Raw genomic sequence first — 23,480 nt, 5'->3', positions numbered from 1 at the left:
AAGCTAACACGAAAAACAGATGACCCCTAGGTTTTGGGCAGAAAAACTTCGGGCCGTTAGGTTTTCGTGATTCTCGTGACCGTTCACATCCCGTCGACCCCCTCCGATCTGCGTCCTGACGGGGAAGATCCTGAAAGCCGAATCCGCTCCAGGTTTTTGACTCGGAAACCTCAAGCGGCTAGGTTTCTCGCACCGGAGGCTCGACGCCCCCTCGCAACGATGCGCCTGGAGGCACCTCATGGCACTCCCCACCTCTCCCCCGCGGCGACCGCGCGGGCAGTACGCCAAGACGGCCGCCCGGCGCGCCGAGATCGTGGCTGCGGGCCTGGAGGTCTTCTCCTCGAGCGGCTACCACGCCGCGTCGCTCCGCGAGATCGCCGAGAAGGTCGGGCTCAGCCAGGCCGGCGTGCTGCACCACTTCGCCAACAAGTGGGAGCTGCTCTCCGCGGTGCTCACCCTCCGCGACGACCACTCGATCGTCCGCGTGCCCAGCGGCGACGCCGTCCCCGGCATCGACACCGTCCGCGCGCTGATCGACCTCGTCGCCTACAACACCGAGATCCCCGGCCTCGTCGAGCTGCAGTGCGTGCTCTCGGCGGAGGCGACCCACGCCGACCACCCGGCGCACGAGTACTTCGCGAAGCGCTACCGCTTCATCGTCGACCTGTTCACCGGCGCGTTCGGCGACATGCTGACCCGCGGGCAGCTCGTGCCGGGCGTGGACCCGCGCAGCGCCGCGATCCGCGTCATCGCGACCATGGACGGGCTGCAGGTGCAGTGGCTGCTCCAGCGCGACGCCCTCGACATGCAGGCCGAGTTCCGGCGCACCGTGCAGACCCTGACGACCGTGGAGGTGTGACCGTGGGCTTCTCCCGCGAATCGACCCTGGCCGCCGTCCTCGACCACGGGGAGGCGGGCGACGTCGTGCGCCGCTTCGTCCCGGGCGTCGTCAACTCGCCGCTGCTGGTGCAGCTGCGCTCCGCCCCCGTCGGACTCGTCGTGGGGATGGATCCGCTGCTCAAGGCGGATCCCGAGCGCGAGGCCTCGTTCTGGGCGGCGCTCGACGCGGTCGACGACTCCGGGGTCGCGGCGCCGCGGCCGGAGCGGGTGGCCGTGCTGCCGCGCACCGATTACGAGGGCGAGGACGTGGCTGTCGCCTCCGCCGTGGTGCGACCGGTCGCTCCCGGCACCGTGTGGGCGCCGGCCGAGGTCGTCGTCGACGGGCCGTCGCACGGCAATCCGTTCGTGGATGTCGAGTTCTCGGCGGAGTTCTCACTCGGCGACGAGACGGTGCGGGCCGGCGGCTTCTACGACGGCGACGGGGTGTACCGGGTGCGCTTCCTGCCTCCTGCCGCCGGCGTCTGGAGCGTGACCACCGCCTCCACCGCGCGCTCCCTCGACGGGCTCACCGCCTCCGTCACCGTGGAGGCCGCCCTGCCCGGTGCGCACGGGCCGGTGCGGGTCGCCGACACCTTCCATTTCGCGCACGAGGACGGCACCCGGCACCTGCCGCTCGGCACGACCGCCTACGCCTGGACGCACCAGACCGAGGCGCTGCAGGAGGCGACCCTCGCGACGCTCGCGGACGCGCCGTTCACCAAGGTCCGGCACTGCGTGTTCCCGAAGGCGTACCTGTACAACACCAACGAGCCGGAGCTGTACCCGTTCGAGCGCGACGGCGACGGCTGGGACTTCGACCGGCCCGTGCCCGCGTTCTTCCGCCGGCTGGAGGAGCGGGTCGCCGATCTCGACGCGCTCGGCATCCAGGCCGACGTGATCCTCTTCCACGCCTACGACCGCTGGGGCTTCTCGGACATGGGCCGCGCGGCCGACGACCTCGTCACCCGCTACGTGGTCCGCCGCCTGGCCGCCTCGCCGAACGTCTGGTGGTCGCTCGCCAACGAGTACGACCTGCTCTGGTCGAAGACCGTCGACGACTGGGAGCGCCTCGCCGCGCTCGTCGTCGCCGAGGACCCGGTGGGCCACCTGCTCTCGATCCACAACTGCTTCGGCTTCTACGACTACTCCCGGCCCTGGATCACGCACGCCAGCGTGCAGCGGATCGACGTGTACCGCACCGCCGAGAACACCGACGCCTGGCGCGAGCAGTGGGGCAAGCCCGTCGTGATCGACGAGTGCGCCTACGAGGGCGACATCGACCAGGGCTGGGGCAACATCACCGGCGAGGAGATGGTCCGACGGTTCTGGGAGGGCGCGATCCGCGGCGGCTACGTCGGCCACGGCGAGACGTACCTCAACGACCGCGAGGAGCTCTGGTGGTCGAAGGGCGGCGAGCTCGTCGGCGACAGCCCGGCGCGCATCGCGTTCCTGCGGCGCCTCACCGCCGAGATGCCGGACGGGCGGATCGACCCGCTGCCCTCCGACTGGGACGCGCCCTGGGGCGGGGGCGGCGGCGTGCAGCTGGTCTACTTCGGCTTCAACCGGCCGCGCTTCCGGCAGATCGTGCGGGACCCCTCCGACTCCTGGATCGTCGACGTGATCGACACCTGGGGGATGACGGTGTCGCGGGTGCCGGGGGTGTTCTCCGGGTCCTTCCGGGTGGAGCTGCCGGCGCGGCAGTTCATGGCCGTGCGGCTGACGCGGGTGGTCTCGTGAGCGGGGGCGTGGGCGGGGTGCCGCCCCGGGTGCGGGTGATCTCGGACAACGACTACTCCGGCGATCCGGACGGGCTGGTGCAGCTCGCGCAGCACGCGCTGTCGGAGTCGGTCGAGCTGGCGCTCGTCGTCGGCTCGCGGCTGCGGCCGGGCGATCCGTTCGACGCGTCCGACCGGACCGCCGACAACGCGGCCGCGGCGGCGCGCGAGGTGCTCGCGCTCTGCGGGCGCTCGGACGTGCCGGTGCTGGCGGGCTCGAACACGGCGGGCGGTGTCTCGGAGGCCGCTCACGCGATCGTGGCGGAGGCGCTCCGGGACGACCCGCGGCCGCTGTACCTCTGCGCCGGGGCCGGGCTGACCGAGGTCGCCGCGGCCCTGCGCCTCAACCCGTCGATCGCCGCCAGGATGACGCTGGTCTGGATCGGCGGGCCGGAGCACCCGGGCCTGGCCGTCCCTCCGCCCGGCGCGATGCCGATCGAGTACAACCTGCTGATCGACGTGCCGGCCGCCGCGGAGGTGTTCGCGTCGGCGCTGCCGATCGAGCAGTTCCCGCGCGACGCGTACCGGCAGCCGCTCGCCTCCGTCGCCGAGCTGCGCGTGCGGATGCGCACCGCCGGCGAGCTCGGCCGGCACCTGTACGACGCGCTCGACGGCGTCTTCCGGATGGGCGCCGCGCACGGCATCCGCCTCGGCGAGACCTACGCCCTCGGCGACAGCCCGCTCGTCCTCGCGACCGCCCTGCTCTCGGCGTTCGAGCCCGACGCCTCCTCGAGCCGGACGGCGCGGGTCCCCCGCCCGTCGATCACGCCCGACGGCCAGTACGGCCCCCGCGCCGGCGACGGCCCGGACGTCCGCGTCTACACGCACGTGGACACGCGCCTCCTCCTCGAGGACCTGTACGCGAAGCTCGCCCTGCGCGCCGCGGACGCCTGACCTCCCGCGCGCTGCCGCCTGCGCAGCCGCGCCCCCACGCTGGTCGAGCAGCCGCGCAGCGGCGTATCGAGACCCACGCCCGCCAGAGCAGTGGCTTCACGCTCACGCCCTTGCCACGGAGGATCTCGATACGCCCTCTCCGAGGGCTACTCGATCAACATGAAGCGCCCACGCGCACGCAGCAGGGCCACCAGAGCATGCTGGTCGAGTAGCCGCGCAGCGGCGTATCGAGACCCACGATCACCAGCCCGCCGGCCGCACGCCTCCGGCTGATCCGGCGCGCCATTCGACACTTTGTGCGGGTATGAAGCCGCGGAACCAGCAGAAAGTGCCGAATCGGGACGACCGGCGCACGTGATCCGGCGCGAACGGCCGTCCGCATGCGCGGAGGACGACCGTTCGTGACGGATCGAGGCGGGCGCGGGTCAGTGCTGCGGGTCGCCGCCGAGCTGGCCGATGGGGGGCAGCGGGCCGCCGTCGTCGGCGCCGGTGCGGCGCCAGCGGGCGACGGCGTTGCCGAGGTGGTAGATCACGAGGGCCGCGGCCGCGCCGAGGACGATGCCGCCGAGCTCGAAGCCGCCGGAGCTTAAGGAGAAGCCGGCGATCGCGATGACGAGGGAGACGGCGGCCGTGTACTGGTTGACCGGGCGGGAGAAGTCGACGCGGTTGTCGATCCAGATCTTGATGCCGATCACGCCGATCAATCCGTAGAGCGCGGTGGTCGCGCCGCCGAGGACGCCGGCCGGGATCGAGTTGAAGACGGCTCCGACCTTGGGCGAGAGGCTGAGCAGCACGGCGGTGACACCGGCGACCCAGTAGGCGGCGGTCGAGTAGACGCGGGTCGCGGCCATCACGCCGATGTTCTCGCCGTAGGTGGTGGTGCCCGAGCCGCCGAACGCGCCGGAGACGGTGGTGGCGATGCCGTCGGCGATCAGGGCGCGGCCGGTGTGCTGGTTGACGGAGGAGTCGGTCATCGTCGCGACGCCGCGGACGTGGCCGACGTTCTCGGCGATGAGCACGAGGACGACGGGCAGGAACATCGCGATGCCCGACCACGTGGATCCGGACGCGAAGTCGGGGAAGGTGAACGGCGGCAGGCCGACCCAGGCGGCGTCGGCGACGGCGGAGTAGTCGATCTCGTTGCGGATCAGCGCGACGACGTAGCCGATCACGACGCCGACGAAGATCGAGACGCGGCCGAGGAAGCCGCGGAAGAAGACGCTGCCGAGGATGATCGCGGCGAGCGTGACCGTCGCGGTGACCGGCGCCTGCTGGAAGCTCGACCAGGCGGTCGGGGCGAGGTTGAAGCCGATCAGCGCCACGATCGCGCCGGAGACGACCGGGGGCATCAGCCGGTCGATCCAGCCGAGGCCGGCGAACTGGACCACGAAGCCCACGAGCGTGAGCAGGACGCCGACGGCCACGACTCCGGCGAGCGCCGAGCCCGTGCCGCCGACCGCCGTCGCCGCGGTGACCGGGGCGATGAACGCGAAGCTCGAGCCGAGGTAGCTGGGCAGCCTGTTGCGGGTGATCAGCAGGAACAGCAGCGTGCCGACGCCGGAGAAGAGCAGCGTCGTCGCGACGGGGAAGCCGGTGAGCACGGGCACCAGGAACGTGGCGCCGAACATCGCGACGACGTGCTGGACGCCGATCGCGACGGTCGCGGGCCAGTTGAGGCGCTCGGCGGGGCCGACGACGGCTCCGGGCGCGACGGTGCGGCCGTCGCCGTGCAGGGACCAGATGGGCATGGGGCTCCTCGGCGGAAGAGGGGGGACGGGGGCGCTTCAGAGTAGCGAGGCGGCGGGGCGGACGACGGCGCACCTCCGGCACGCGGAAACGCCTCCGGCACGCGGGAACCGGGCGAGACGACGAGCCCGAGCTCGAATCACGAGCCGGAGCTCGATCCACGAGCCGAACGTCCGCCGAACCGCACGCGGCACACCTTCGGCACGCAGAAACACCTCCGGCACGCGGGAACCGGGCGAAACGACGAGCCCGAGCTCGAATCACGAGCCGAAGGTCCGCGGAACCGGCCGCGGCACACCTTCGGCACGCAGAACCACCTCCGGCACGCGGGAACCCACCGAAACAACGAGCCGGAGCTCGAATCACGAGCCGAAGGTCCGCGGAACCGGCCGCCACACACCTTCGGCACGCAGAAACACCTCCGGCACGCGGGAACCGACCGAAACGGCGAGCCGAAGCTCGAATAGCGAGCCGAAGGTCCCGCAGAACCGCCCGCCACACACCTCCGGCACGCAGAAACACCCCCGGCACGTGGAAACCGACCGAAACGACGAGCCGGAGCTCGAATCACGAGCCGAACGTCCCGCAGAACCGCCCGCCACACACCTCCGGCACGCAGAAACACCCCCGGCACGCGGAAACCCACCGAAACGACGAGCCGAAGCTCGAATCACGAGCCGAACGTCCCGCAGAACCGGCCGCGGCACACCTCCGGCACGCAGAACCACCCCCGGCACGCCAAAGCCCACCGAAACGACGAGCCCGAGCCGGAATCACGAGCCGGAGGCGCGGCCGGCGCGGCACGCACGCCGCCTCCCCGTGACGCGCCCGGGAGCGGGTTCGGCGCGCCGGTGAAAGAACCGGGCGCGCGCCGGACAGGAGGGAGCATGAGGCACATGCCAGCTCCCCTCGCGGGTCCCGACCGCTTCGCCGTGCTCGCCGGCGCGGTCGCCGATCCCGTCCGCCGCTACCTCTGGCGCCGCACCGACGAGGCCACCGCCGACGACGTGCTCGCCGCCACCCTCTCCGTGCTCTGGCGGCGCCTCGCCGACGTGCCCGAGGACGACCCGATCGCCTGGTCGATCGGCGTCGCCCGGCTGCAGCTGCAGAACGCGCGACGGATGCAGCGGCGCCAGGTCCTGCTCACCCACCGCATCGCCGTCGTCGATCCGCCGCAGGAGGTGCGCGACGCGGACGGACCCTCGGCGACCGACGACGCCGTGCGCTTCGTGCTCTCGCGGCTGCGCGAGTCGGACGCGGAGCTGCTGCGGCTGTGGTCGTGGGAGGAGCTCGACGCCCGCCAGATCGGCGAGGTGCTCGGGATCACGCCGAACGCGGCGTCGATCCGGCTGCACCGCGCGCGACTGCGCTTCGCGGAGCTGTACGAGGGCCGCGCCGCCCAGGATCCGACGCAGGACCCGACGCAGGACCCGACGACGACAGAAGGAGGAGCACGATGACCGCGATCGAGGACTCGGAGCTGCGCCGACTGGTGCGCTCGACCGACCCGGCGGAGGGGCTCGCCCCGCTCGGCCGCGCGGAGCTGGCCGCGCACCGCGAGCGGGCGACCGGCGAGTCGGGCACCGGCCAGTCCGTCGGCGACCCGGCCCCCGCCCGGCGCCGCCGCTCCCCCTGGCTGATCATCGGGGTCGGCGCCCTCGCCGTGGGAGCCGCCGCGTCGCTCCTGCTCCCCTTCGCCCTCGGCGTCACCACCGGCGGCTCGGCCTCCGCGCTGCGGCTGCCCGCGACCGGCGGACCGATGGACCTCTGCGCGCCGGTCACCGCCGAGGCCCTCGCACCGTCGCAGCTCGCCTTCCGCGCCGAGGTCGCCGCGATCGACGGCGGCACCGTGACCCTGCGCGTCCTGGACCGGTTCGCGGGCGACGTCGGCGACTCCGTGCAGGTCAGCCAGGCGGAGGAGTCCGCCGTCGACGGCGCCCCGATCGTCTTCGAGCGCGGCATCGACTACCTGATCGCGGCCGACGGCGACACGATCCTCACCTGCGGCCTGAGCGCGGCCGACTCCCCCGAGCTGACGAGCCTGTACCGGGAGGCGTTCGCGCAGCGGTAGGCGCGGGACTCAGGCGAACAGCCCGAGCACCCACCCCAGCAGCAGCGGACCGAGCGCCACCGCGAGCACCCCGAGCCCGAGGACGAACCCGACGAGGCTCGCCCGGGAACCGCGGAGCGCCTCGTCCGCGCGCAGACGGTCGCGGGCACCGAGCGCGAGGACGATCGCGACGACGGCGAGCGCCGACGCCAGCAGCGGAACGCCGACGAGCAGGGCACCGAGCACCGCGACGCCCGCGCTCGCGAGCGCCCGGGTGTCGACGGGGCGCGGCGCCGTACGGGTCTCGGTCATCCTCCGAGCCTGCCACAGGCCCCGCTCCCGGCACGAGCCCCGCTCCGGCCCGGCCCCCGCTCCGGCCCGGCCCCCGCGCCGCCCGCGCGCGCAGTGTCCGTTGCGCACCCCCGGTGGCAAGGGGCTCGGCAAACCGCCCGAGTGCGGCGGAGGGTGGAGGCACCGACGATCCTTCTGGAGGCAATGGTGTACTTCCACGTGCAACGACTCATCAACGACATCGAGCAGGACGAGCCGGATCCGGCCGCCGCGAACGCGCTGCAGGAGGGCCTCGGCGGGCAGTTCGGCGAGATGCGCACGATGATGCAGTACCTCTTCCAGGCGATGAACTTCCGCGGCGCCGACGCGAAGCCGTACCGCGACCTGATCCAGGGCATCGGCACGGAGGAGATCGGCCACGTCGAGCTGATCGGCACCACCATCTCCCGCCTGCTCGACGGCTCGCCGCGCTACCAGGGCAAGCCGACCGACCCGCTGGACACCCCGGGCGCCGGCGGCGCGACTCCGCTGAGCATCGCGCTCGACACCGGCAACATCCACCACTACCTCGTCGGAGCGCAGGGCGCCCTGCCCGTCGACTCGGTCGGCAACCCGTGGAGCGGCAGCTACGTCTACAACTCGGGCAACCTCGTGCTCGACCTGCTCTACAACCTCATGCTCGAGTCGACCGGCCGGCTGCAGAAGTGCCGCATCTACGAGATGACGCAGAACAAGACCGCGCGCTCCACGGTCGCCTACCTGATCGTCCGCGACCAGGCGCACGAGAACGGCTACGCGAAGGCGCTGGAGACCCTCGGCATCGACTGGAGGAAGACCCTGCCGATCCCGAAGACCAACGCCGAGAAGTTCCCCGAGGTGAAGAAGCTGGTCGACCTCGGCCTGCAGAGCAAGCAGTTCACCTTCGACCTCGAGGGCGCGTCCGAGGCGGGCAAGATCTTCCGCGGCGCCTCCCCCTCCAACGACGGCACCGACCTCTCGGCGAACGAGCAGGCCCCCGAGGGCGTGCCGTCGACGATCGCGCCGGAGCGCTTCGAGGAGTTCTCGCCGGGCCTGGACCCCGAGCTGCTGAAGCTCATCCAGACCACCGCCGAGATGGAGCTGGACGAGATCACCTCGTTCTACGGCCCCACCGCGAAGTAGGCGCCGTCGCGACCCGGCCGGCACAGCACTCCCGCGGGGTGCTTGACTGGCCGGGTCGTCGCGACGGTCGGAGGAGGTGCAGGTGTTCTCCTCCCTCCCTGTGCGCCGGGTGCAGAAGCACACGTCAGCCCTCGGGGACGTCGTCTGGCCCGCGACGCTGCCGCCGGTGCGGCAGGTGCTCGCCGAGGGCTGGGACCTCGGTGCCGCCTCCGTGATCACCGGCGAGAACGGCTCCGGCAAGTCGACGCTGCTCGAGGCGATCGCGATCGCCTACGGGATGAACGCCGAGGGCGGCTCGACCGGCGCGATGCACTCGACCCGCGTCTCGGAGTCGGACCTCGCCGCACAGCTGCAGCTCGTGCGCGGCGCGGGCGCCTCGAAGCGCGGCTTCTTCCTCCGCGCCGAGACGATGCACGGCTTCTTCACCTACCTCGAGGACATCGGCCTCGACAGCGGCTATCACGAGCGATCCCACGGGGAGTCGTTCCTCGACATCGTGGTGAACCGCTCGCGGATCCGCGGGCTGTGGCTGCTCGACGAGCCCGAGTCGGCGCTCTCGGTCTCGGGCTGCCTCGCGCTGATCGGTCAGCTGCGGTCCCTCGTCGCCGGCGGCTCGCAGGTCATCCTCTCGACGCACTCGCCGGTGCTCGCGGCGCTGCCGGGCGCGGACCTCTACGAGCTCGGCGAGTGGGGGCTGCGGCGCGCGGAGTACGACGATCTGGACCTGGTGCGGACCTGGCGCGGCTTCCTCGGCGACCCGCAGCGGTACCTCCGGCACCTGGACTGAGCGCGGCCGCGCACAACATCAGCTGAGAAGGGTGGGCCTCCGCTGTGGGGGGAGGGACCCCCTCCTCAGCTGATGTTGTGCGGGGATCACCGGCAGGCCGGCGCCGTGCCGGCGCGATCATCCTCGCGAAGACCAACATGGCCGAGTTCGCCTGGCACGGCACCTACACGCTGAGCTCCGAGCGCGGCCGCACCAACAACCCCTACAACCAGGCGAACAGCGCCAGCGGCTCGAGCGGAGGCACCGGCGCGGCCGTCGCCGCCGGCTACGCCCCCGCGGGTCTCGGCACCGACCCCTGCGGCTCGATCGTCGGGCCGAGCGCGCACCAGAGCCTCGTCGGCTACCGGCCGACCATGCGCCAGACCAGCGTCACGGGCATCGTCCCGCTGTCGCCGCGCCAGGACGTCTCGGGCCCGATGACGACGACCGTCACCGACGCAGCGCTGCTGATGGAGGTGCTGGCCGGCTACCGCACGGCAGGCGGGGTCGGCGGAGTTCCGCCGGCCCCGCTTCCGCGAGGCCCGGCCGAACAGAGCTTCTGCGGCGCGGCCTGCCAGGGCGACGGTCCATGCTGATCGAGTAGCCCGCACAGCGGGTGTATCGAGATCCACCCGCCCGCAGGGCCACCCTGCTGACGAGGCCGGGTCTCGATACGCCCCTCCGGGGCTACTCGACCAGCAAGCAAGCGGGCGGCAGCTCAGCCGACTCGGGCGCCGCCCCATGCTGATCGAGTAGCCCGCACAGCGGGCGTATCGAGATCCACCATCGCCACAGAAGTCGAGTCAGCGGACCGCGCACGCTCAGGCGGCCGCAGCGACCGGCTCGGTCCGCGCCCGCGGCGCCCAGCCGAGCGCGATCGCGGCCGCCGCGAACGACAGCTGCCCCACCCACGGCAGCACCGCGGACACGAGCGACGCGTCGCCGCCGCTGGTCGCGAACGAGTCGGCGATCGACATCCCGATGCCGAAGCCGGTGAAGAAGCGGAAGAAGATCGCGGCTCCCACCAGCGAGAGCATCACGACGGCGAGGCGCCGCGGGGTGAGCGCGTCGCCGATGCGGTGCACCGCGAGCGCCGCCACGAGCAGCGCGGGGACCGTCCAGAACACGGCCCAGATCGCGGTGGCGACGAGCGTGCCGGTGAGCGAGAAGCCGTCGCGCTCGGCCATCAGCGCGTAGATCGTGGCGAGCTCGGTGCCCGGGACCTTGGTGAGCGGGTTCCAGACGAGCAGGTCCACACCGCCGACGACGACGACCGCGACGACCAGCGCCGCCCCACTCAGCGCGACCGGCACCCGCCGCGGACGCGACGCCGTGCGGTACTCCCACGCGACCGGCCGCGTCCCGCCGATCACCGCGATCCCCGTGGCCAGCCCCGCGCTCGAGACCAGGAAGCCCAGGAGCGGCAGCCACCACGGCGCCCCTGGCACGAGCACTCCGGCCGCGACCATCGTCGGCCCCGCGATCGCCGCGAGCAGCGACACCCGCGCCGTCCGGGTCTCGGCGGCCCGCGCGGCCCCCGCCATGTGCGCGACTCCGACCAGACCGATGAGCAGCGCGACTCCGACGAGGGTCCGCCCCGTCGCCTGCAGCACCGTGAGCACGCCCGCGGACACGCCCTCCGGCACCACTCCCCCGCCCGTGAGGTACCCGCCGATCAGGATCACCGCGGCAGCCGTCAGCAGTCCGAGCCCGCGACGGGCCAGCCGTCGAGGCCGCAGGAACCGCGGCTCCCCCGAGTGCATCGGCAGCGCACGGTCGAGGGTGGCGCTGAGCACGAGCGCGCCGAGCACGACGTCGCGGCGCCGCAGCCCCGCCTCGCCCGCGCCCGCGACGTCCGCCCGCCACTCCTCGAGGTAGCGCTCGCGGGCGAGCGGCGGGAGGAGCCGGGCCAGGAGACGCAGCAGCAGGTCGATCACGCGGGGGCCTCCGCTCCGGAGAGGCGGACGGGTCGCGCGGCGACGGCGTCGAAGCGGGCGACCGCGGCGAGCGCCGCCTCCGCCCCGTCGCTCGTCAGCTCGTAGAGCCGGCGCCGCGGACCGCTGCGCCCGCTGTCCGCCTCCCACGCCGACGTCACCCAGCCGGCGCCCTCGAGCCGCTCGAGGATCGGGTACACGCTGCCCGCCGGTCGGCTCGTGGCCTTGATGACGAGCATCCCCCAGGTCGGCCCGGCGGCATCGAGGAGCGCGCGGAGGACGTCCGCGGTCGCGGGGGTCATGCGGCTGAGCGGAGTCATGCGCCGAGGCTACCTATGTAGAGATAGGCCGGTCAACCGCGCGCCTGCGATACTCGCCGCATGACCGCCTACAACCCCGCCGCGTCTCCCGAGCCCACCCCCGGCGCCGGCCCGCAGCCCCCGAAGTCCGGCAACGGCCTCGGCCTCGCCTCGCTGATCATCGGCATCGTCGCGCTCGTCGGCGCCGTGATCCCGATCGTGAACTACGTCTCCGGCTTCGTCGCCTTCGTGGGACTCGTGCTCGGCGTCGTCGCGCTGTTCCTGAAGAACCGGAGGAAGGGGACGGCCATCGCGGGCGTCGTCCTCAATGCCGTGGCGATCGTCCTCTCGATCGTCCTGGCGATCGTCTACACCGCCGGCTTCGCGAGCGGCATCTCGAACGCCATCGCGACGGCGCAGGCCTCGGCGACGTCCGGCACTCCTCAGGCCCTCGTCTACGAGGTCACCGGCGCCGGCACGGACGCGTCGATCTTCTACTCCACCCTCGACGGCGCGAACTCCGGTGTCGAGCAGGTCGCCGCCCAGCCCCTCCCGTTCACGAAGGAGCTCCAGGTCGACAGCACCGCCTTCCAGGCGTTCTCCGTCACCGCGACGAACGGCGCCGACGACGAGGGCGACATCACCTGCCGCATCACCCTCGACGGCGAGGTCCTCGCCGAGGAGACCAGCACCGGCGCCTTCGCCTCGGCCGTCTGCATCGCGACCCCGGAGTAGGACGTAACGCGACGTACGCCACCATCAGCGGCGGTGACTGCTAATTTGTCGTTGATTTTTAAGCGAGGTCGAGCTGTGACAAATTCAGCAGGCGCCCGTCCTGGGCGTGGGCGTCCCAGCCGGGACGCCGTCTTCCGGCGCTTCGCTACAGCGATCGACGAACTCGCCAACTATGGAGGACTGCCCAAGCCTCATGAGGCGAAGAAGCTGTGGGATGACCTCTGGCATCTCGAAGCGCACCACTCGACCGCCATCGAGGGCAACACTCTTGTTCTGCGGGAAGTAGAGCAGCTGCTCGAGCAGGGCCGCGCGGTGGGCTCGAAAGAGCTCAAGGATTACATGGAGGTGCTGGGCTACGCGGAGGCAGCGCGCTGGGTGTACCAGCAGGCGATGGAACCGACATCTTGGGGACACGACAGCCTCGTCGTCGTCACCGAGGTCCGCCGTATTCACGCCGTCATGATGGCGAAGGCCTGGGACGTCGCTCCTCACCCCGACGCCCAGGACTCTGAAGCGCCGGGGAACTGGCGTCGACACGAGATCCACTCTTTTATCGGCGGGATGAAGCCACCAACCTTCACGCTCGTTCCTGCAGAAGTCAGCGCATGGGTGGACCGTGCCAACTCGATGCGCCGCCGTCTCGACGCGGGCGAGCTCTCCGTCGGTCAGGTTCCGGAAGAGCTCGCCAAGCTGCATCGTGAATTCGAGGCGATCCACCCCTTCATCGATGGAAACGGCAGAAGCGGACGTCTCCTGTTGAACCTGCTGTTGATCCGGCTGGGCTGGCCGCCGGCCATCATCCTGAAAGAACAAAGGGTGAAGTACCTCCGGGCATTGCAGCGCTCCGACGAGGGAGACGACGGTCCCCTCGCGGAAGTCATCAGCCGATCCGTCATCGACAATCTGCACCGCCTGATTCCCAATATCGCGGGACCGGCGAAGTACGTCCCATTGGAAGCGCTCGCGGACGAGGAGTTCAGCCTCCTTGCGCTGCGGCAGGCCGCCGCTCGAGGGAGGCTGGAGGCGATCATCGGTAGCGACGGACGGTACCGCTCGAGCAAAGCGGCGGTCGCCGAGTACCGCGCATCCAAGTACACCCGAACATCCAAGAATCTCTGAAGGACCGGTCCTAGGGTCGCTCCTAGTGAAAGTACTCGTCCTTCTCCAGGACGCGCGTCGCTGTCTGCCAGCATGAAGACCTGCACTCGGCGAGGGGGACATCCGTGGGGATCGTGAAGTGGCTTCTGAGCCTGCTGGAGACAGGGCCGACGCCCGAGAAGCCGGCGGGAACGAGCGGCGCAGGGGTTCCCACCTTCGCCGTCATCGACGTCGAGACGACGGGCCTGTCCCCACGGCAGGACCGCATCCTCGAACTGGCGATCGTCCGCACCGATGCGGCGGGAGTCGTGGTCGACGAGTGGGTGTCCCGCTTCGATCCTGAAGGCCCGGTCGGCGCCACCCACATCCACGGCATCCGGGCGTCGGACGTCGCCGGCGCCCCGCTGTTCCGCGACCTCGCCACGACCATCGCCGCCGCACTCGGCGGAGTCACGATCGTCGCTCACAACGCGAAGTTCGACACGGCCTTCCTCCACGAGGAGTTCCAGGCGGCAGGATGGGCGGTCCCCAGGCTGTCGACCTTCTGCACCATGGACGGAAGTCACCACTACCTCCCGGACCTTCAGCGCCGACGTCTCGCCGACTGCTGCTGGGGTGCCGGCGTCGAGCTGGTCGACGCCCACTCGGCCCTCGGCGACGCACGCGCCACGGCAGCGCTGCTCCGCAGCTACCTCACCGCCGACCGTCGTCGCCCGCATCCGACACTGGCCGCACTTCCGCGCACTCCGCACTGGCCGAGCGCGCCGTCCCGAGCCGCCGTCTCGCGGCGCCGCACCGCCGGAGCACGGACGAGCGCTCCCGTCCGCATGACGCCGAAGCGCCCTGAGCAGCAGCCCCTCGTGCAGCAGCTGACGAATGTCGGCCTTCTCGAGCTCATCGACGAGGGCGCGCCGGTCGGAACGATCGCCTACCTCGAGCTGCTGCTCGACTGCCTCACCGACGGCGACCTCTCGGTGTCGGAGGCTTCCGCCCTCGATGAGCTGACCCAGACGTTCGGCCTCTCCGCGGCGGACGTCGCCTCCGCCCACACGGCGTTCCTGCAGGCGCTCGCGCACCGGGCACTCGACGACGGCCGGGTGTCGCAGTCGGAACGGCAGCAGCTCCTGGCCCTCGCCGCCCTGCTGTCCGTCCCAGCGAACTCGGTCAAGACCCTGATCGAGCGCGCAGACGCCGCGCGGATCACCCGGCTGAGTGCCCGACTCGGGCCGCTGCCTCGGATCTGGGCGCACGGCGCTCCCCTGCATGTCGGGGACCGCGTCGCCTTCACCGGTTGCGACGAGCGTCAGCGCGAGAAACTCGAACGCCGCGCCGAGAAGCTCGGGGTCCGGGTGCTGGGCAACGTCTCACGCCTGACCGCGGTTCTCGTGGCAGACGGATCCTTCTCGGGCGGCAAGCACGAGCGCGCCCTCGAGTACGGAACTCGAATCGTCCACCCGGACACCTTCGAGATCCTCCTCGAGCACCTCCAGCCGGCCCGCTCGTCCGCCGAGCCGGAGATCCGCTCGACGCCTTCTGCGCCGCGCGCTCTGCCTTCCGAAGCGATCGTCGCCCTGCCGTCCGAGGCACGCTCAACGGCGTCCCCCTCTGAGATCCGCAGCTGGGCGCTGGCGAACGGCCACGACGTCGGCGTTCGCGGGCGGCTTCCGAAAGACGTGATCGCGGCGTTCGAGGCGGCGCGCCCGAGGGCGTAGGCCCCGCCGAATTCACCATCGACGCGACGGCGGGATTCGAACCCGCGTCAGCGGTGTTGCAGACCGCTCCCTGGCCTCTCGGGCACGCCGCGATGGCGGCGGGGAGGGCACTCGGGGCGCGCAGCCCGCCTCCGTCCAGGGTGGTCCGGGCGGAGGCGGGACGGAAGGCGCGTGACGCCGCGAGGCCGATCGTTGCGGCGCGTGACGGCGACGCGCGGCGGCTACTTGCGGAACATCCGCGCGGTCGTCTCGAACAGGCCGGCGACCGGGCGCTGCTGCTCGCCCTGCTGGGCGCCGAGGATGATCATGACGGCGGTCAGCACGGGGATCGCCCACTGGGTGACCTTCTGGACGCGCAGTGCCGTGGTCAGCTCGTCGGAGTTGCTCGGCGAGGCCTCGGTGACGCCCTTCGCGCCCTCGTCGGCGTGCTTGGCCTGCGTGGCGCCGGCGATCGCGGCGGTGACGGAGGCGGCGCCCGCGAGACCGGTGACGATCGTCTTCACGACGGTGTTGGTGCGGCTCTCCTGCTGGTGCTGCAGGCGGGTGCGGTTCGCGACGATGAGGCCGATGCCGCCGACGCCGTGGGCCGCGATCGCCGCGAGCTGCACGGGGGTCCAGCGGGCCCAGCCTTTCGCGGCGAGGCGGAGGCGCTCCGACGGGTCGGAGGAGGTGGACGCGGCGCCGTTCAGGCCGACGGCGCCCATCAGGGAACCGCCGAACCAGGCGGCGGCACCGAGGTCGTGGAGGCTGCGGACGAGGGTGTTGCGTGAGGGCATGACTGCCTCTTCTCTGCTGGGGGATCTCGCGAATGCGGTCCACTCGACGGTACGCGCGCCCGACCGGTTGGCACGGGGCTTGACCTCGCGGCCCGAGCGGTCTCGAAGTGGAGGGGTACCGACCCGAGGAGAGAGCACTATGAGCGACGACACGATGAGCGACGACGACAGGCACCGCATCCGCGACGAGTTCCACGACGCCGTGAACATGACGGCGAAGCAGCTCGAGGCGTGGCTCGAGAAGGACGAGTCGAAGGAGGTGGGGCAGAAGCCGGCGAGCGGAGGCGAGTCGACCGGCCACCACAGCGGCCGACGCATCATCGACATCCTCGGCACCAAGCAGGCCGACCTGAGCGACTCGGACTACGACCACATGAAGAAGGTCACCGCATACGTCGCCCGCCACTCGAAGCAGCGCCCCTCGGGCGACGTCACGGAGACGAAGTGGCGCTACTCGCTGATGAACTGGGGCAACGACCCCCTGAAGGACTGACGGGCGCGGCGCCTGCCCGCCGTCAGTCGACTGCGCAGCTCGCGTCGATCGGGCCGATCACGCCGCCGGTCACCGGGACGATGCCGCAGTTCGGGAAACCCGCGCGCGGGCGGTGCGCGGGGTCGATGGCGCGCAGGAGGCTGCCGAGCACCGTGCCGTGGGTGACGACGAGCACGTCGCCGTGCTCGGCCGCCGGCAGGATCAGCGCGAGCGCCGCCTCGACGCGCTCCCGCACCGACGCGGCCGTGTCCGCGCGGCCGGAGGGGTCGTGCCGGTGGATCGCGTCGATGACGCTGTCCAGGCCCGCGTCGGTCATCCGCGGCCAGTCCGCCGAGGCGGGGACGTAGGAGTAGCCGTGGTCGGCGAAGACGGGCTCCCAGAGCGACGCGTTCGGCTGCCCCTCGAAGCCGCCGAAGTGCCACTCCCGCAGCGTCGGCGTCGGCACCGACTCGATCGACGGGTGCCCCACGAGCGCCGCCGCGGCCGTGGTCCGGGTCCGGGTGAGGTCGCTCAGGAACGCCGCGACCAGCGGCACCCCGCGCATCCGCTCGCCGAGGGCCGCGATCTGCCGCTCGCCCCGCGCGGTCAGCGGCGAGTCGCACCAGCCCTGCAGCTGGCCGTTGACGTTGAACAGCGTCTGGGCGTGCCGGACGAAGTGGACGGTGCCGCGGGTCATGGTGCTCTCTCTACTGAACGTGAATGAACGGTTGGAACGCGCCCTACTCCGGCGCCGCCCGCGCGATGTGCAGCGCCAGGAACGCCACCTCCTCGTTCGGCAGCTCCGCACCGTACTCCGCCCGCACGAACGCGCGGACCCGCTCCGCCGACGCGACCGCCCGCGGATACCGCGTGCTCAGGCTCGTGAAGAGGAAGTCGTCCGAGCTGACCAGCAGCCCGCCCGAGAAGAACCGCTCGGCGAAGTACTGCAGGTGCGCCACGAAGCGCGCCGAGCGCAGGTCCTCGCGGTCCAGCGCGGCTCCGCTCGCGTGCTGGATGATCGCCGTCACCGAGCGGATGAGCTGCACGATCCGCAGCGAGTCGATGCCGACCTTGCCGAGCTCCGCGTTGGCGAGGTGGAAGGCCACGTTCGCCGCCTCGTCGTCCGGCACGTCCACGCCCAGCCGCGCGCGCATCGCCGCGACCGCCCGCTCCCCCACCGCGTACTGCACCGGGTACACCGAGCGCATCTCCCAGGCCAGCCGGTTCGCGACCGCGAGGCCGCGCCGCTGCCGCTCCACCGCGAAGTGCAGGTGGTCGGTCAGCGCGAGGTAGACGTGCGGGTCGAGCTTCAGCCCCTGCTCCTCCGCGTCGGCGACGACCGCGCGGGTCAGCTCGACGAACTCCGGCGGGATCTGCGCCAGCAGCTCGACCAGGTTCCGCTGGTCGGCGTCGTCGAGCGCGACGAACACCTGGTCCACCGCCGACGCCTCGATCACCTCGCCCGCCTTGGCACCGAAGCCGATGCCCTTGCCGAGCAGCACCCGCTCGGCGCCGCGCTCGTCGACGACGAGCACGACGCTCGAGTTGAGCACCTTCTTGATGGTCTGCATGCGTGTCTCCGTCGACGGCGTCTGCGCTGCCCGGCGGGCGGGTGGAGCGAGGAGGGTCATCCCAGGTCGGCGCCGTTGGACGCGATGACCCGCTGGTACCAGTAGAAGGAGTCCTTCCGGTACCGGTTCGTGCTGCCGTGGCCGAGGTCGTCCATATCGACGTAGACGAACCCGTAGCGCTTCGAGATCTGCGAGCTGGAGGCGCTGATCAGGTCGATCGGCGCCCAGCTCACGTAGCCGAGGAGCTCCACACCCTCGTCCACCGCCTGGATCATCTGCTCGAAGTGCGCGCGGAAGTAGTCGATCCGATAGGGGTCGTGGATGCGGGGATCCTCCCCCTCATTGTCCCCGAGAGCAGAGTCCGACGGGACGAGCTCGTCCCGCATCCCGAGCCCGTTCTCGACGATGAACAGCGGCTTGCCGTAGCGGTCGTAGAGGTCGATCAGCGAGATCCGCAGGCCGACCGGGTCGATCTGCCAGCCCCACTCGCTCGACTCGAGGAACGGGTTCTTCACCCCGAGCACCGTGTTGCCGGGGGTGCGCTCGGCGTCCGGGCGCACCGACTCCGTCATCGACATGTAGTAGCTGAACGAGATGAAGTCGACCGGGTGCTCGCGCAGCAGCTCGGCGTCGCCCTCCGCGAACGGGATCTCGACGCCGCGCGCAGCGAGCGCGCGCAGGGCGAGGCGCGGGTAGGCGCCGCCGGCCTGGACGTCGGTGCAGAGGTAGAGCATCCGCTCCTTGGCCTGCGTGGCTGCGACGTCGTCGGGGTGGCAGGTGTTCGGGTAGGTCGTCAGCATCGTGAGCATGCAGCCCATCCGCGCCTCGGGCCAGAGCTCGTGCAGCGTCTTCGTGACCGACGCCGACGCGACGAACTGGTGGTGCAGCGCCGTGTAGCAGGCCTGCTCGACGCTGCCCTCGACGGTCTCCTCGATGATGCCGCCCGAGGTGAACGGGTGGCGGATGATCCCGTCGATCTCGTTGAACGACAGCCACATGTCGACGAGGTGGCCGAAGCGCTCGAAGCAGGTGCGGGCGAAGCGCTCGAACAGCTCGATCGTGCGGCGCTCGACCCAGGCGTTGTGCTTCAGGGCCAGGGCGAGCGGCGGGTCGTAGTGCGAGAGGGTGACCAGCGGCTCGATGCCCAGGCGCCGCATCTCGGTGAAGAGCGCGAGGTAGTAGGCGATGCCCTCCTCGAGCGGCTCCGCCTCCTCCCCCGTCGGGTAGAGCCGGGTCCACGCGATCGAGACGCGGAGTGTGGTGAAGCCCATCTCCGCGAAGAGCGCCAGGTCGCCGGGATAGCGGTGGTAGAAGTCGATGCCGCGGCGCTTGGGGTAGTACTCGGTGTCGTCGTCCGCCATCGCCGCGGTGATGCTCGCCACCGTGTTCTGATGGTGGATCGCGTACTCCTTGGGGTCGGCCTTCGGCTTGTAGGAGGCGACGTCACTGACGGCCGGCCCGCGCCCGCCCTCGCGCCACGCGCCCTCGACCTGGTTGGCGGCGAGTGCACCGCCCCAACGGAATCCCTCAGGCAGCGCCATCGGCGAGCTCCTTCTCTTTCTGGGTGACGGTGATGATCGCATCGCCCGCCGACACGCGGTCGGCGGCCTCGATGAGCACGGTGTACTCGGCCGAGTTGGTGATCAGCACCGGGGTGGTGGTGTCGTAGCCGGCGGCGGTGATGGCCGCGAGGTCGGCGGTGAGCAGCAGCTGCCCCGCCTCGACGCGCTCGTCGACGGCGACGTGCACGTCGAAGGGCGCGCCGTCGAGCTGGACGGTGTCGAGGCCGACGTGGATCAGGACCTCGACCCCGTCGTCGCGGCGCAGGCCGATCGCGTGCTTGGAGCTGAGGACGGCGATGACCGTCCCGGCGAACGGCGAGCGGACGACGCCGTCGGCCGGGCGGATCGCGATGCCCTCGCCGAGGACGCCGGCGGAGAACACGGGGTCGTTGACCTCGCTGAGCGGGATCACGTCGCCGCTGAGCGGGGCGATGAGCGCGGTCGTGTCTGCGGCGTCCTTCGCGACCACGTCGCCGAGGGCCTGGACGCTGGCGGAGGCGTCGTCGCGCCAGATGATGAACGAGACGACGAACGACACGGCGACCGAGATCAGCAGGCCGATCACCGCGTTGAGCAGGTTCCAGGGGTTGAGCCCGTCGATGAACATCGAGATGCTCGCGACGCCCGGGCTGACCAGCGCGAACGCGGCGACCTGGGTGGCGCCGATGTAGGCGCCGCCGACGACGCTGCCCGAGATGACGGAGATGAGGGCGCGCTTGTTCTGCAGGGTGACGCCGTAGAGAGCGGGCTCGGTGATGCCGAAGAGGGCGGAGAGCCCGCCGGAGAAGGCGGTCGCGCGGAGCGCCGCACTCTTGGTGCGCAGGGCGATCGCGAGGCTGGAGCCGGCCTCCGCCGCGTTGTGGGCGAGCGAGGAGGCGAGGTAGAAGGTGTCCTTGCCCGCGCTGGCCATCGTCGCGATGGTCGGCGGGATGAACGCCTTGTGCATGCCGACCGAGATGATCAGCGGCAGCACGCCGGCGAGCAGCGCGACGGCCACCCAGCCGAGCGCGCCGTAGAGGCCGATCAGGGCGCCGGTGAGCATCGAGCCGAGCCAGTAGCCGAGCGGGCCGAGCAGGAAGATCGTGGCCGGCGCGACGATGACGAGGCACATCAGCGGCACGTAGAAGGTGCGGATCGGGCCCCACGAGTGCTTGGTGAAGAAACGCTCGACGACCGAGAGGAGGAGGACCGCGAGGATCGCCGGGAACACCTGCGCGTTGTAGGCGATCACCGGCACCGGAATGCCGAAGAGGGCGACCCCGCCCTCCTGGTTGAGCAGCGTGGTGAAGGCCGGGAAGACCAGCACCCCGACGAGCCCAAGGGCGAGCGGCCGGTTCACGTCGAGCTTCTTGGCGCTCGTGTACGCGACGAGGAGCGGCAGGAAGCCGAACACCGCGTCCGGGATGGCGGACAGCAGCTTGAAGTTGTCGGAGGCGGGGTCGAGCCAGCCCACCGCGGAGGCGAGGACGAGGAACGACTTGAAGATACCGGCGCCGGCGATGGCCGGGATGATCGGCGTGAAGACGCTGACGACGAAGTCCATGATCGTCGCGCCGAGGCGCTTGAGCGACCGGGGCTGCTTGGCCTTGGGTGCTGTGGCCTGCGTGCCGCCGCGCAGCTTCTCGACCGCCGCGTACATCTCGGCGACGCCGTTGCCGACGATGACCTGCGTCTGCGGCCCCATGACGACGCCGATCACGCCGGGCACCGCCTTAAGGGCATCGACATCGGCCTTCTGATCGTCCGCGAGCGCGAAGCGCAGGCGGGTCGAGCAGTGCTGCAGCTTCGAGACGTTGCCGGCGCCGCCGACGTGCTCGAGGATCGCCTTCGCGCTGTCCTGGGTACTCATCGGTACTCCTTCGGGTGTGTGGGGGACGCGCGCTTCCCTGCGCTGTGCTGCATCGTGCTCTCGCTGATTCCGTCGCTGTCCCCGCGCCGTCATCGGCGCGTCAGGAGGCGTCCGGGCACAAAAAAAGGACCCGACGACGCTGCTTACGCGTTTCGTCGGATCCTGCCTGCACGACCAGTCACATGTCCGAGAGCGAACGTAACACGGGGGTGGCGGGGGCGTCAAAGCGCGCTCAGACGAACGAGCCTCCCACTACCTGGCTACACAACGAAGGCCCGTCGAGGCAAAGGCGCAGGAAATCGGCGATCGGCGGCAGTCAGCCTTCGTTGTGCGGTGCCCCATCATGAAGGGATGGATGTCCTCGAGGTTGTCGCCGCCGTCATCGAGAGCGACGGCCGCATCCTGGCCTGCCGCCGCCGACCCGAGAAGGATGCCGGTGGCAAGTGGGAGTTCCCGGGCGGCAAGGTCGAGGTCGGCGAGACGCACGAGCAGGCGCTCGCCCGCGAGATACGCGAGGAGCTCGGCGTCGAGATCGAGGTGGGCGAACTCTTGACCGTCGACGACACCGCAGGCTCCACTCGCGTGATCCGGCTGTCGTGCTTCTGGGCGACGCTCTCCTCGGAGAGTCCTACGTCTAGCACCGACCACGACTCGATGCTGTGGGTCACGCGTGCCGACCTCACGCCGCTGGAATGGGCACCCGCCGATCTACCCGCCGTAGCTCTCCTGACGGCTTAGGGATCGACGAGGTCGAAACCATCGTCCGTACGGATTGCGGTGATGATCCCCAGCCGCCCAATGAGTTCGAGAAGATCTGACTCGGGACGACCTGGAAGCAGGATGACGGGCACCGCCGCCCAGCCGAGGCCATTGGCGACGTGGGCGTAATCGAGAACCTGGCCGATAGCAGTGCGCACATAGGCGCGAGCAGTTGACTTCTTGGCCTCGACGATCCAGCCGCTGGACTTCACGTACAGATCAGGCTCAATCCGGGTGGAGCCGACGGGAAGGGTGAGCCGACTCGGCGGCGTCCCGTTTTCCGCCAGCCACTCACCGAAGGCCGCCTGCAGCTCGAACTCCACTCGGGAGACAACCCGCTCCTCGATCGGGCTGAGGTCCGCACCCGCGATCACAACATCGGATGATTCCGGGGCAGTCCACTCGGAGATTTCCGCTGACGCCACCGGGCGTCCGCCATACGCGGGGAGTGACGAGACGTCGGCGCTGATCGGCACGAGGGTGAAGATGATGCCCTGTCGCAGCGTTCCCTCGGTGTCGGGGATGGTCTCAAAGCGGTAGGTCGGAGTTCCCGTGGTGAAGGCCCCGATGTAGGTCACGCTCGTACCTTGCACCGTGAAGAGCCGGATGACGCGGTTCTGAACGGCAGCATCACGAAGAGCCAGATTGCCGCGGACAAAGGTCTGATCGCCGATTTGGCCCTCGCCGGTGTAGGAGTAGGAGCCGTCCTCGCGGAGGCCCTCGAAGCGGTCGTACCCGTACCGAGCCCCCTTCGCCGGATCAGTGAAGATGAAAATCTCGCCGAGGGACTTTGGAGTCGCAATTCCGCCCTGCTGCTGACCGCCGTACGCCCCGTGAACGGCCCGCCTCAGGACCTGGTCGCCCTCGACGAGGGTGAATCGCGTGCCATTCGCCCCACGCCGTGCAATTCGCGTGCGAACGAAGTCGGCCTGCTCCTCGCTCAGGCTCCAGCGCGTCGTCGACGGATCGAGCGTTCCGAATTGTTCGCGCAGGACGGAGCGGATTCGCTTCTGCGAGACACCCAACTCGAGGGAAAGGGTTGCGGGAGTGAGATCGGGCATAGCCCGAGAGTAGGAATATCAAAGCCCTTTATTGGCGAGGTACGCTCGTGTCTCTTTAGTGAAGAGTTGTCGCCATTCTTGACTGGAAGT

23 protein-coding genes and 1 tRNA gene are annotated in these 23,480 nt (G+C 70.8%); 13 read left to right on the top strand and 11 right to left on the bottom strand.

All coding sequences use genetic code 11. The features are described 5' to 3' along the window. Positions 1-238 precede the first annotated feature (238 nt). The 3 genes from GSU72_RS03600 to GSU72_RS03590 are packed head-to-tail and all read left to right on the top strand — an operon-like array spanning position 239 to position 3,548. Entirely contained in the window at positions 239-859 is a 621-nt protein-coding gene (locus GSU72_RS03600; protein ID WP_159983793.1) for a TetR/AcrR family transcriptional regulator, read from the top strand. Between the two features lie 2 nt (positions 860-861). Continuing rightward, on the top strand, positions 862-2,616 hold the full coding sequence (locus GSU72_RS03595; RefSeq protein ID WP_167306091.1) for a DUF5605 domain-containing protein: 1,755 nt from the start codon (positions 862-864) through the stop codon (positions 2,614-2,616). Continuing rightward, positions 2,613-3,548: a nucleoside hydrolase gene (locus GSU72_RS03590; protein WP_208545140.1), complete on the top strand. Its 936-nt coding sequence runs from the start codon at positions 2,613-2,615 to the stop codon at positions 3,546-3,548. Before GSU72_RS03595 ends, GSU72_RS03590 begins: the two co-directional genes overlap by 4 nt. A gap of 425 nt (positions 3,549-3,973) precedes the next feature. On the opposite strand, the gene GSU72_RS03585 is transcribed toward GSU72_RS03590, so the two are convergent. Continuing rightward, positions 3,974-5,296 carry a solute carrier family 23 protein gene (locus GSU72_RS03585; protein WP_159983791.1) on the bottom strand — a complete coding sequence of 441 codons (1,323 nt, stop codon included), beginning with the start codon at positions 5,294-5,296 and terminating at the stop codon, positions 3,974-3,976. Between the two features lie 894 nt (positions 5,297-6,190). Between GSU72_RS03585 and GSU72_RS03580 the strand changes: the two genes are divergently transcribed. Together GSU72_RS03580 and GSU72_RS03575 are read left to right on the top strand one after the other, a co-directional pair. Next, positions 6,191-6,754 (top strand): sigma-70 family RNA polymerase sigma factor, encoded by a 564-nt coding sequence (locus GSU72_RS03580; protein WP_159983789.1) that lies wholly within the window; start codon positions 6,191-6,193, stop codon positions 6,752-6,754. Continuing rightward, positions 6,751-7,365, top strand: coding sequence for a hypothetical protein (locus GSU72_RS03575; RefSeq protein WP_159983787.1), 615 nt, complete (start codon positions 6,751-6,753; stop codon positions 7,363-7,365). The genes GSU72_RS03580 and GSU72_RS03575 overlap by 4 nt, the downstream gene beginning before the upstream one ends. A 9-nt stretch (positions 7,366-7,374) precedes the next feature. Here GSU72_RS03575 and GSU72_RS03570 read toward each other — a convergent pair whose 3' ends face one another. Continuing rightward, entirely contained in the window at positions 7,375-7,656 is a 282-nt protein-coding gene (locus GSU72_RS03570) for a hypothetical protein (protein WP_159983785.1), read from the bottom strand. A 186-nt stretch (positions 7,657-7,842) separates the two neighbouring features. Here GSU72_RS03570 and GSU72_RS03565 point away from each other — a divergent pair, with 186 nt between their 5' ends. The 3 genes from GSU72_RS03565 (at position 7,843) to GSU72_RS03555 (ending at position 10,158) form a co-directional block, all read left to right on the top strand. Further along, on the top strand, positions 7,843-8,796 hold the full coding sequence (locus GSU72_RS03565) for a manganese catalase family protein (RefSeq protein ID WP_159986616.1): 954 nt from the start codon (positions 7,843-7,845) through the stop codon (positions 8,794-8,796). A 76-nt stretch (positions 8,797-8,872) separates the two neighbouring features. Continuing rightward, positions 8,873-9,583, top strand: a complete 711-nt coding sequence (locus tag GSU72_RS03560; protein WP_159983783.1) for an AAA family ATPase — start codon at positions 8,873-8,875, stop codon at positions 9,581-9,583. Positions 9,584-9,627: 44 nt separating this feature from the next. Beyond that, positions 9,628-10,158: an amidase family protein gene (locus GSU72_RS03555; RefSeq protein WP_348272801.1), complete on the top strand. Its 531-nt coding sequence runs from the start codon at positions 9,628-9,630 to the stop codon at positions 10,156-10,158. A 225-nt stretch (positions 10,159-10,383) separates the two neighbouring features. Here GSU72_RS03555 and GSU72_RS03550 read toward each other — a convergent pair whose 3' ends face one another. Next, positions 10,384-11,499 carry a hypothetical protein gene (locus GSU72_RS03550; RefSeq protein WP_159983781.1) on the bottom strand — a complete coding sequence of 372 codons (1,116 nt, stop codon included), beginning with the start codon at positions 11,497-11,499 and terminating at the stop codon, positions 10,384-10,386. Continuing rightward, positions 11,496-11,816, bottom strand: coding sequence for a helix-turn-helix transcriptional regulator (locus GSU72_RS03545; protein WP_159983779.1), 321 nt, complete (start codon positions 11,814-11,816; stop codon positions 11,496-11,498). The genes GSU72_RS03550 and GSU72_RS03545 overlap by 4 nt, the downstream gene beginning before the upstream one ends. Positions 11,817-11,876: 60 nt before the next feature. On the opposite strand from GSU72_RS03545, the gene GSU72_RS03540 reads away from it, so the two are divergent. From GSU72_RS03540 to GSU72_RS03530, 3 genes are all read left to right on the top strand, one after another. Then, positions 11,877-12,530, top strand: a complete 654-nt coding sequence (locus GSU72_RS03540; protein WP_159983777.1) for an MmpS family transport accessory protein — start codon at positions 11,877-11,879, stop codon at positions 12,528-12,530. Between the two features lie 75 nt (positions 12,531-12,605). Then, on the top strand, positions 12,606-13,649 hold the full coding sequence (locus tag GSU72_RS21800) for a Fic family protein (protein ID WP_159983775.1): 1,044 nt from the start codon (positions 12,606-12,608) through the stop codon (positions 13,647-13,649). A gap of 104 nt (positions 13,650-13,753) precedes the next feature. After that, positions 13,754-15,340: a histone-like nucleoid-structuring protein Lsr2 gene (locus GSU72_RS03530; RefSeq protein WP_159983773.1), complete on the top strand. Its 1,587-nt coding sequence runs from the start codon at positions 13,754-13,756 to the stop codon at positions 15,338-15,340. Between the two features lie 21 nt (positions 15,341-15,361). Here GSU72_RS03530 and GSU72_RS03525 read toward each other — a convergent pair. Both GSU72_RS03525 and GSU72_RS03520 read right to left on the bottom strand, forming a co-directional pair. Then, a tRNA-Cys gene (locus GSU72_RS03525) sits at positions 15,362-15,432 on the bottom strand. A gap of 129 nt (positions 15,433-15,561) precedes the next feature. Next, complete coding sequence (locus tag GSU72_RS03520; protein WP_159983771.1) at positions 15,562-16,116, bottom strand: hypothetical protein; 555 nt, start codon at positions 16,114-16,116, stop codon at positions 15,562-15,564. A gap of 139 nt (positions 16,117-16,255) precedes the next feature. Here GSU72_RS03520 and GSU72_RS03515 point away from each other — a divergent pair, with 139 nt between their 5' ends. Continuing rightward, positions 16,256-16,609: a DUF3140 domain-containing protein gene (locus GSU72_RS03515; protein WP_244255953.1), complete on the top strand. Its 354-nt coding sequence runs from the start codon at positions 16,256-16,258 to the stop codon at positions 16,607-16,609. A gap of 22 nt (positions 16,610-16,631) precedes the next feature. On the opposite strand, the gene GSU72_RS03510 is transcribed toward GSU72_RS03515, so the two are convergent. The 4 genes from GSU72_RS03510 to GSU72_RS03495 are packed head-to-tail and all read right to left on the bottom strand — an operon-like array spanning position 16,632 to position 21,570. Then, complete coding sequence (locus tag GSU72_RS03510; RefSeq protein ID WP_159983769.1) at positions 16,632-17,285, bottom strand: histidine phosphatase family protein; 654 nt, start codon at positions 17,283-17,285, stop codon at positions 16,632-16,634. Between the two features lie 43 nt (positions 17,286-17,328). Continuing rightward, entirely contained in the window at positions 17,329-18,159 is an 831-nt protein-coding gene (locus GSU72_RS03505; RefSeq protein ID WP_159983767.1) for a PRD domain-containing protein, read from the bottom strand. A gap of 56 nt (positions 18,160-18,215) precedes the next feature. Further along, positions 18,216-19,700 carry a family 1 glycosylhydrolase gene (locus GSU72_RS03500; protein WP_159983765.1) on the bottom strand — a complete coding sequence of 495 codons (1,485 nt, stop codon included), beginning with the start codon at positions 19,698-19,700 and terminating at the stop codon, positions 18,216-18,218. Further along, entirely contained in the window at positions 19,687-21,570 is a 1,884-nt protein-coding gene (locus tag GSU72_RS03495; RefSeq protein ID WP_159983763.1) for a beta-glucoside-specific PTS transporter subunit IIABC, read from the bottom strand. Before GSU72_RS03495 ends, GSU72_RS03500 begins: the two co-directional genes overlap by 14 nt. Positions 21,571-21,921: 351 nt before the next feature. On the opposite strand from GSU72_RS03495, the gene GSU72_RS03490 reads away from it, so the two are divergent. Next, positions 21,922-22,308 (top strand): (deoxy)nucleoside triphosphate pyrophosphohydrolase, encoded by a 387-nt coding sequence (locus tag GSU72_RS03490; protein WP_159983761.1) that lies wholly within the window; start codon positions 21,922-21,924, stop codon positions 22,306-22,308. Here GSU72_RS03490 and GSU72_RS03485 read toward each other — a convergent pair. Further along, on the bottom strand, positions 22,305-23,390 hold the full coding sequence (locus tag GSU72_RS03485) for a hypothetical protein (protein WP_159983759.1): 1,086 nt from the start codon (positions 23,388-23,390) through the stop codon (positions 22,305-22,307). The two genes, GSU72_RS03490 and GSU72_RS03485, sit on opposite strands and share 4 nt — an antisense overlap. Positions 23,391-23,480 lie beyond the last annotated feature (90 nt).

Origin of the sequence: Rathayibacter sp. VKM Ac-2760, from assembly GCF_009834185.1 — a bacterium.
Classification (GTDB): Bacteria; Actinomycetota; Actinomycetes; order Actinomycetales; family Microbacteriaceae; genus Rathayibacter.
The sequence above is the reverse complement of the archived record's forward strand: the minus strand, read 5'-3'. Positions and strand labels throughout refer to the sequence as shown.

What these genes read in the sequence shown, in the direction of transcription:
- GSU72_RS03600 (WP_159983793.1), top strand. Translation starts at nt 239, where the DNA reads ATGGCACTCCCCACCTCTCCCCCGCGGCGACCGCGCGGGCAGTACGCC.
- GSU72_RS03585 (WP_159983791.1), bottom strand. Translation starts at nt 5,296, where the DNA reads ATGCCCATCTGGTCCCTGCACGGCGACGGCCGCACCGTCGCGCCCGGA.
- GSU72_RS03580 (WP_159983789.1), top strand. Translation starts at nt 6,191, where the DNA reads ATGCCAGCTCCCCTCGCGGGTCCCGACCGCTTCGCCGTGCTCGCCGGC.
- GSU72_RS03575 (WP_159983787.1), top strand. Translation starts at nt 6,751, where the DNA reads ATGACCGCGATCGAGGACTCGGAGCTGCGCCGACTGGTGCGCTCGACC.
- GSU72_RS03570 (WP_159983785.1), bottom strand. Translation starts at nt 7,656, where the DNA reads ATGACCGAGACCCGTACGGCGCCGCGCCCCGTCGACACCCGGGCGCTC.
- GSU72_RS03545 (WP_159983779.1), bottom strand. Translation starts at nt 11,816, where the DNA reads ATGACTCCGCTCAGCCGCATGACCCCCGCGACCGCGGACGTCCTCCGC.
- GSU72_RS03540 (WP_159983777.1), top strand. Translation starts at nt 11,877, where the DNA reads ATGACCGCCTACAACCCCGCCGCGTCTCCCGAGCCCACCCCCGGCGCC.
- GSU72_RS03520 (WP_159983771.1), bottom strand. Translation starts at nt 16,116, where the DNA reads ATGCCCTCACGCAACACCCTCGTCCGCAGCCTCCACGACCTCGGTGCC.
- GSU72_RS03515 (WP_244255953.1), top strand. Translation starts at nt 16,256, where the DNA reads ATGAGCGACGACACGATGAGCGACGACGACAGGCACCGCATCCGCGAC.
- GSU72_RS03510 (WP_159983769.1), bottom strand. Translation starts at nt 17,285, where the DNA reads ATGACCCGCGGCACCGTCCACTTCGTCCGGCACGCCCAGACGCTGTTC.
- GSU72_RS03505 (WP_159983767.1), bottom strand. Translation starts at nt 18,159, where the DNA reads ATGCAGACCATCAAGAAGGTGCTCAACTCGAGCGTCGTGCTCGTCGTC.
- GSU72_RS03500 (WP_159983765.1), bottom strand. Translation starts at nt 19,700, where the DNA reads ATGGCGCTGCCTGAGGGATTCCGTTGGGGCGGTGCACTCGCCGCCAAC.
- GSU72_RS03495 (WP_159983763.1), bottom strand. Translation starts at nt 21,570, where the DNA reads ATGAGTACCCAGGACAGCGCGAAGGCGATCCTCGAGCACGTCGGCGGC.
- GSU72_RS03490 (WP_159983761.1), top strand. Translation starts at nt 21,922, where the DNA reads ATGGATGTCCTCGAGGTTGTCGCCGCCGTCATCGAGAGCGACGGCCGC.
- GSU72_RS03485 (WP_159983759.1), bottom strand. Translation starts at nt 23,390, where the DNA reads ATGCCCGATCTCACTCCCGCAACCCTTTCCCTCGAGTTGGGTGTCTCG.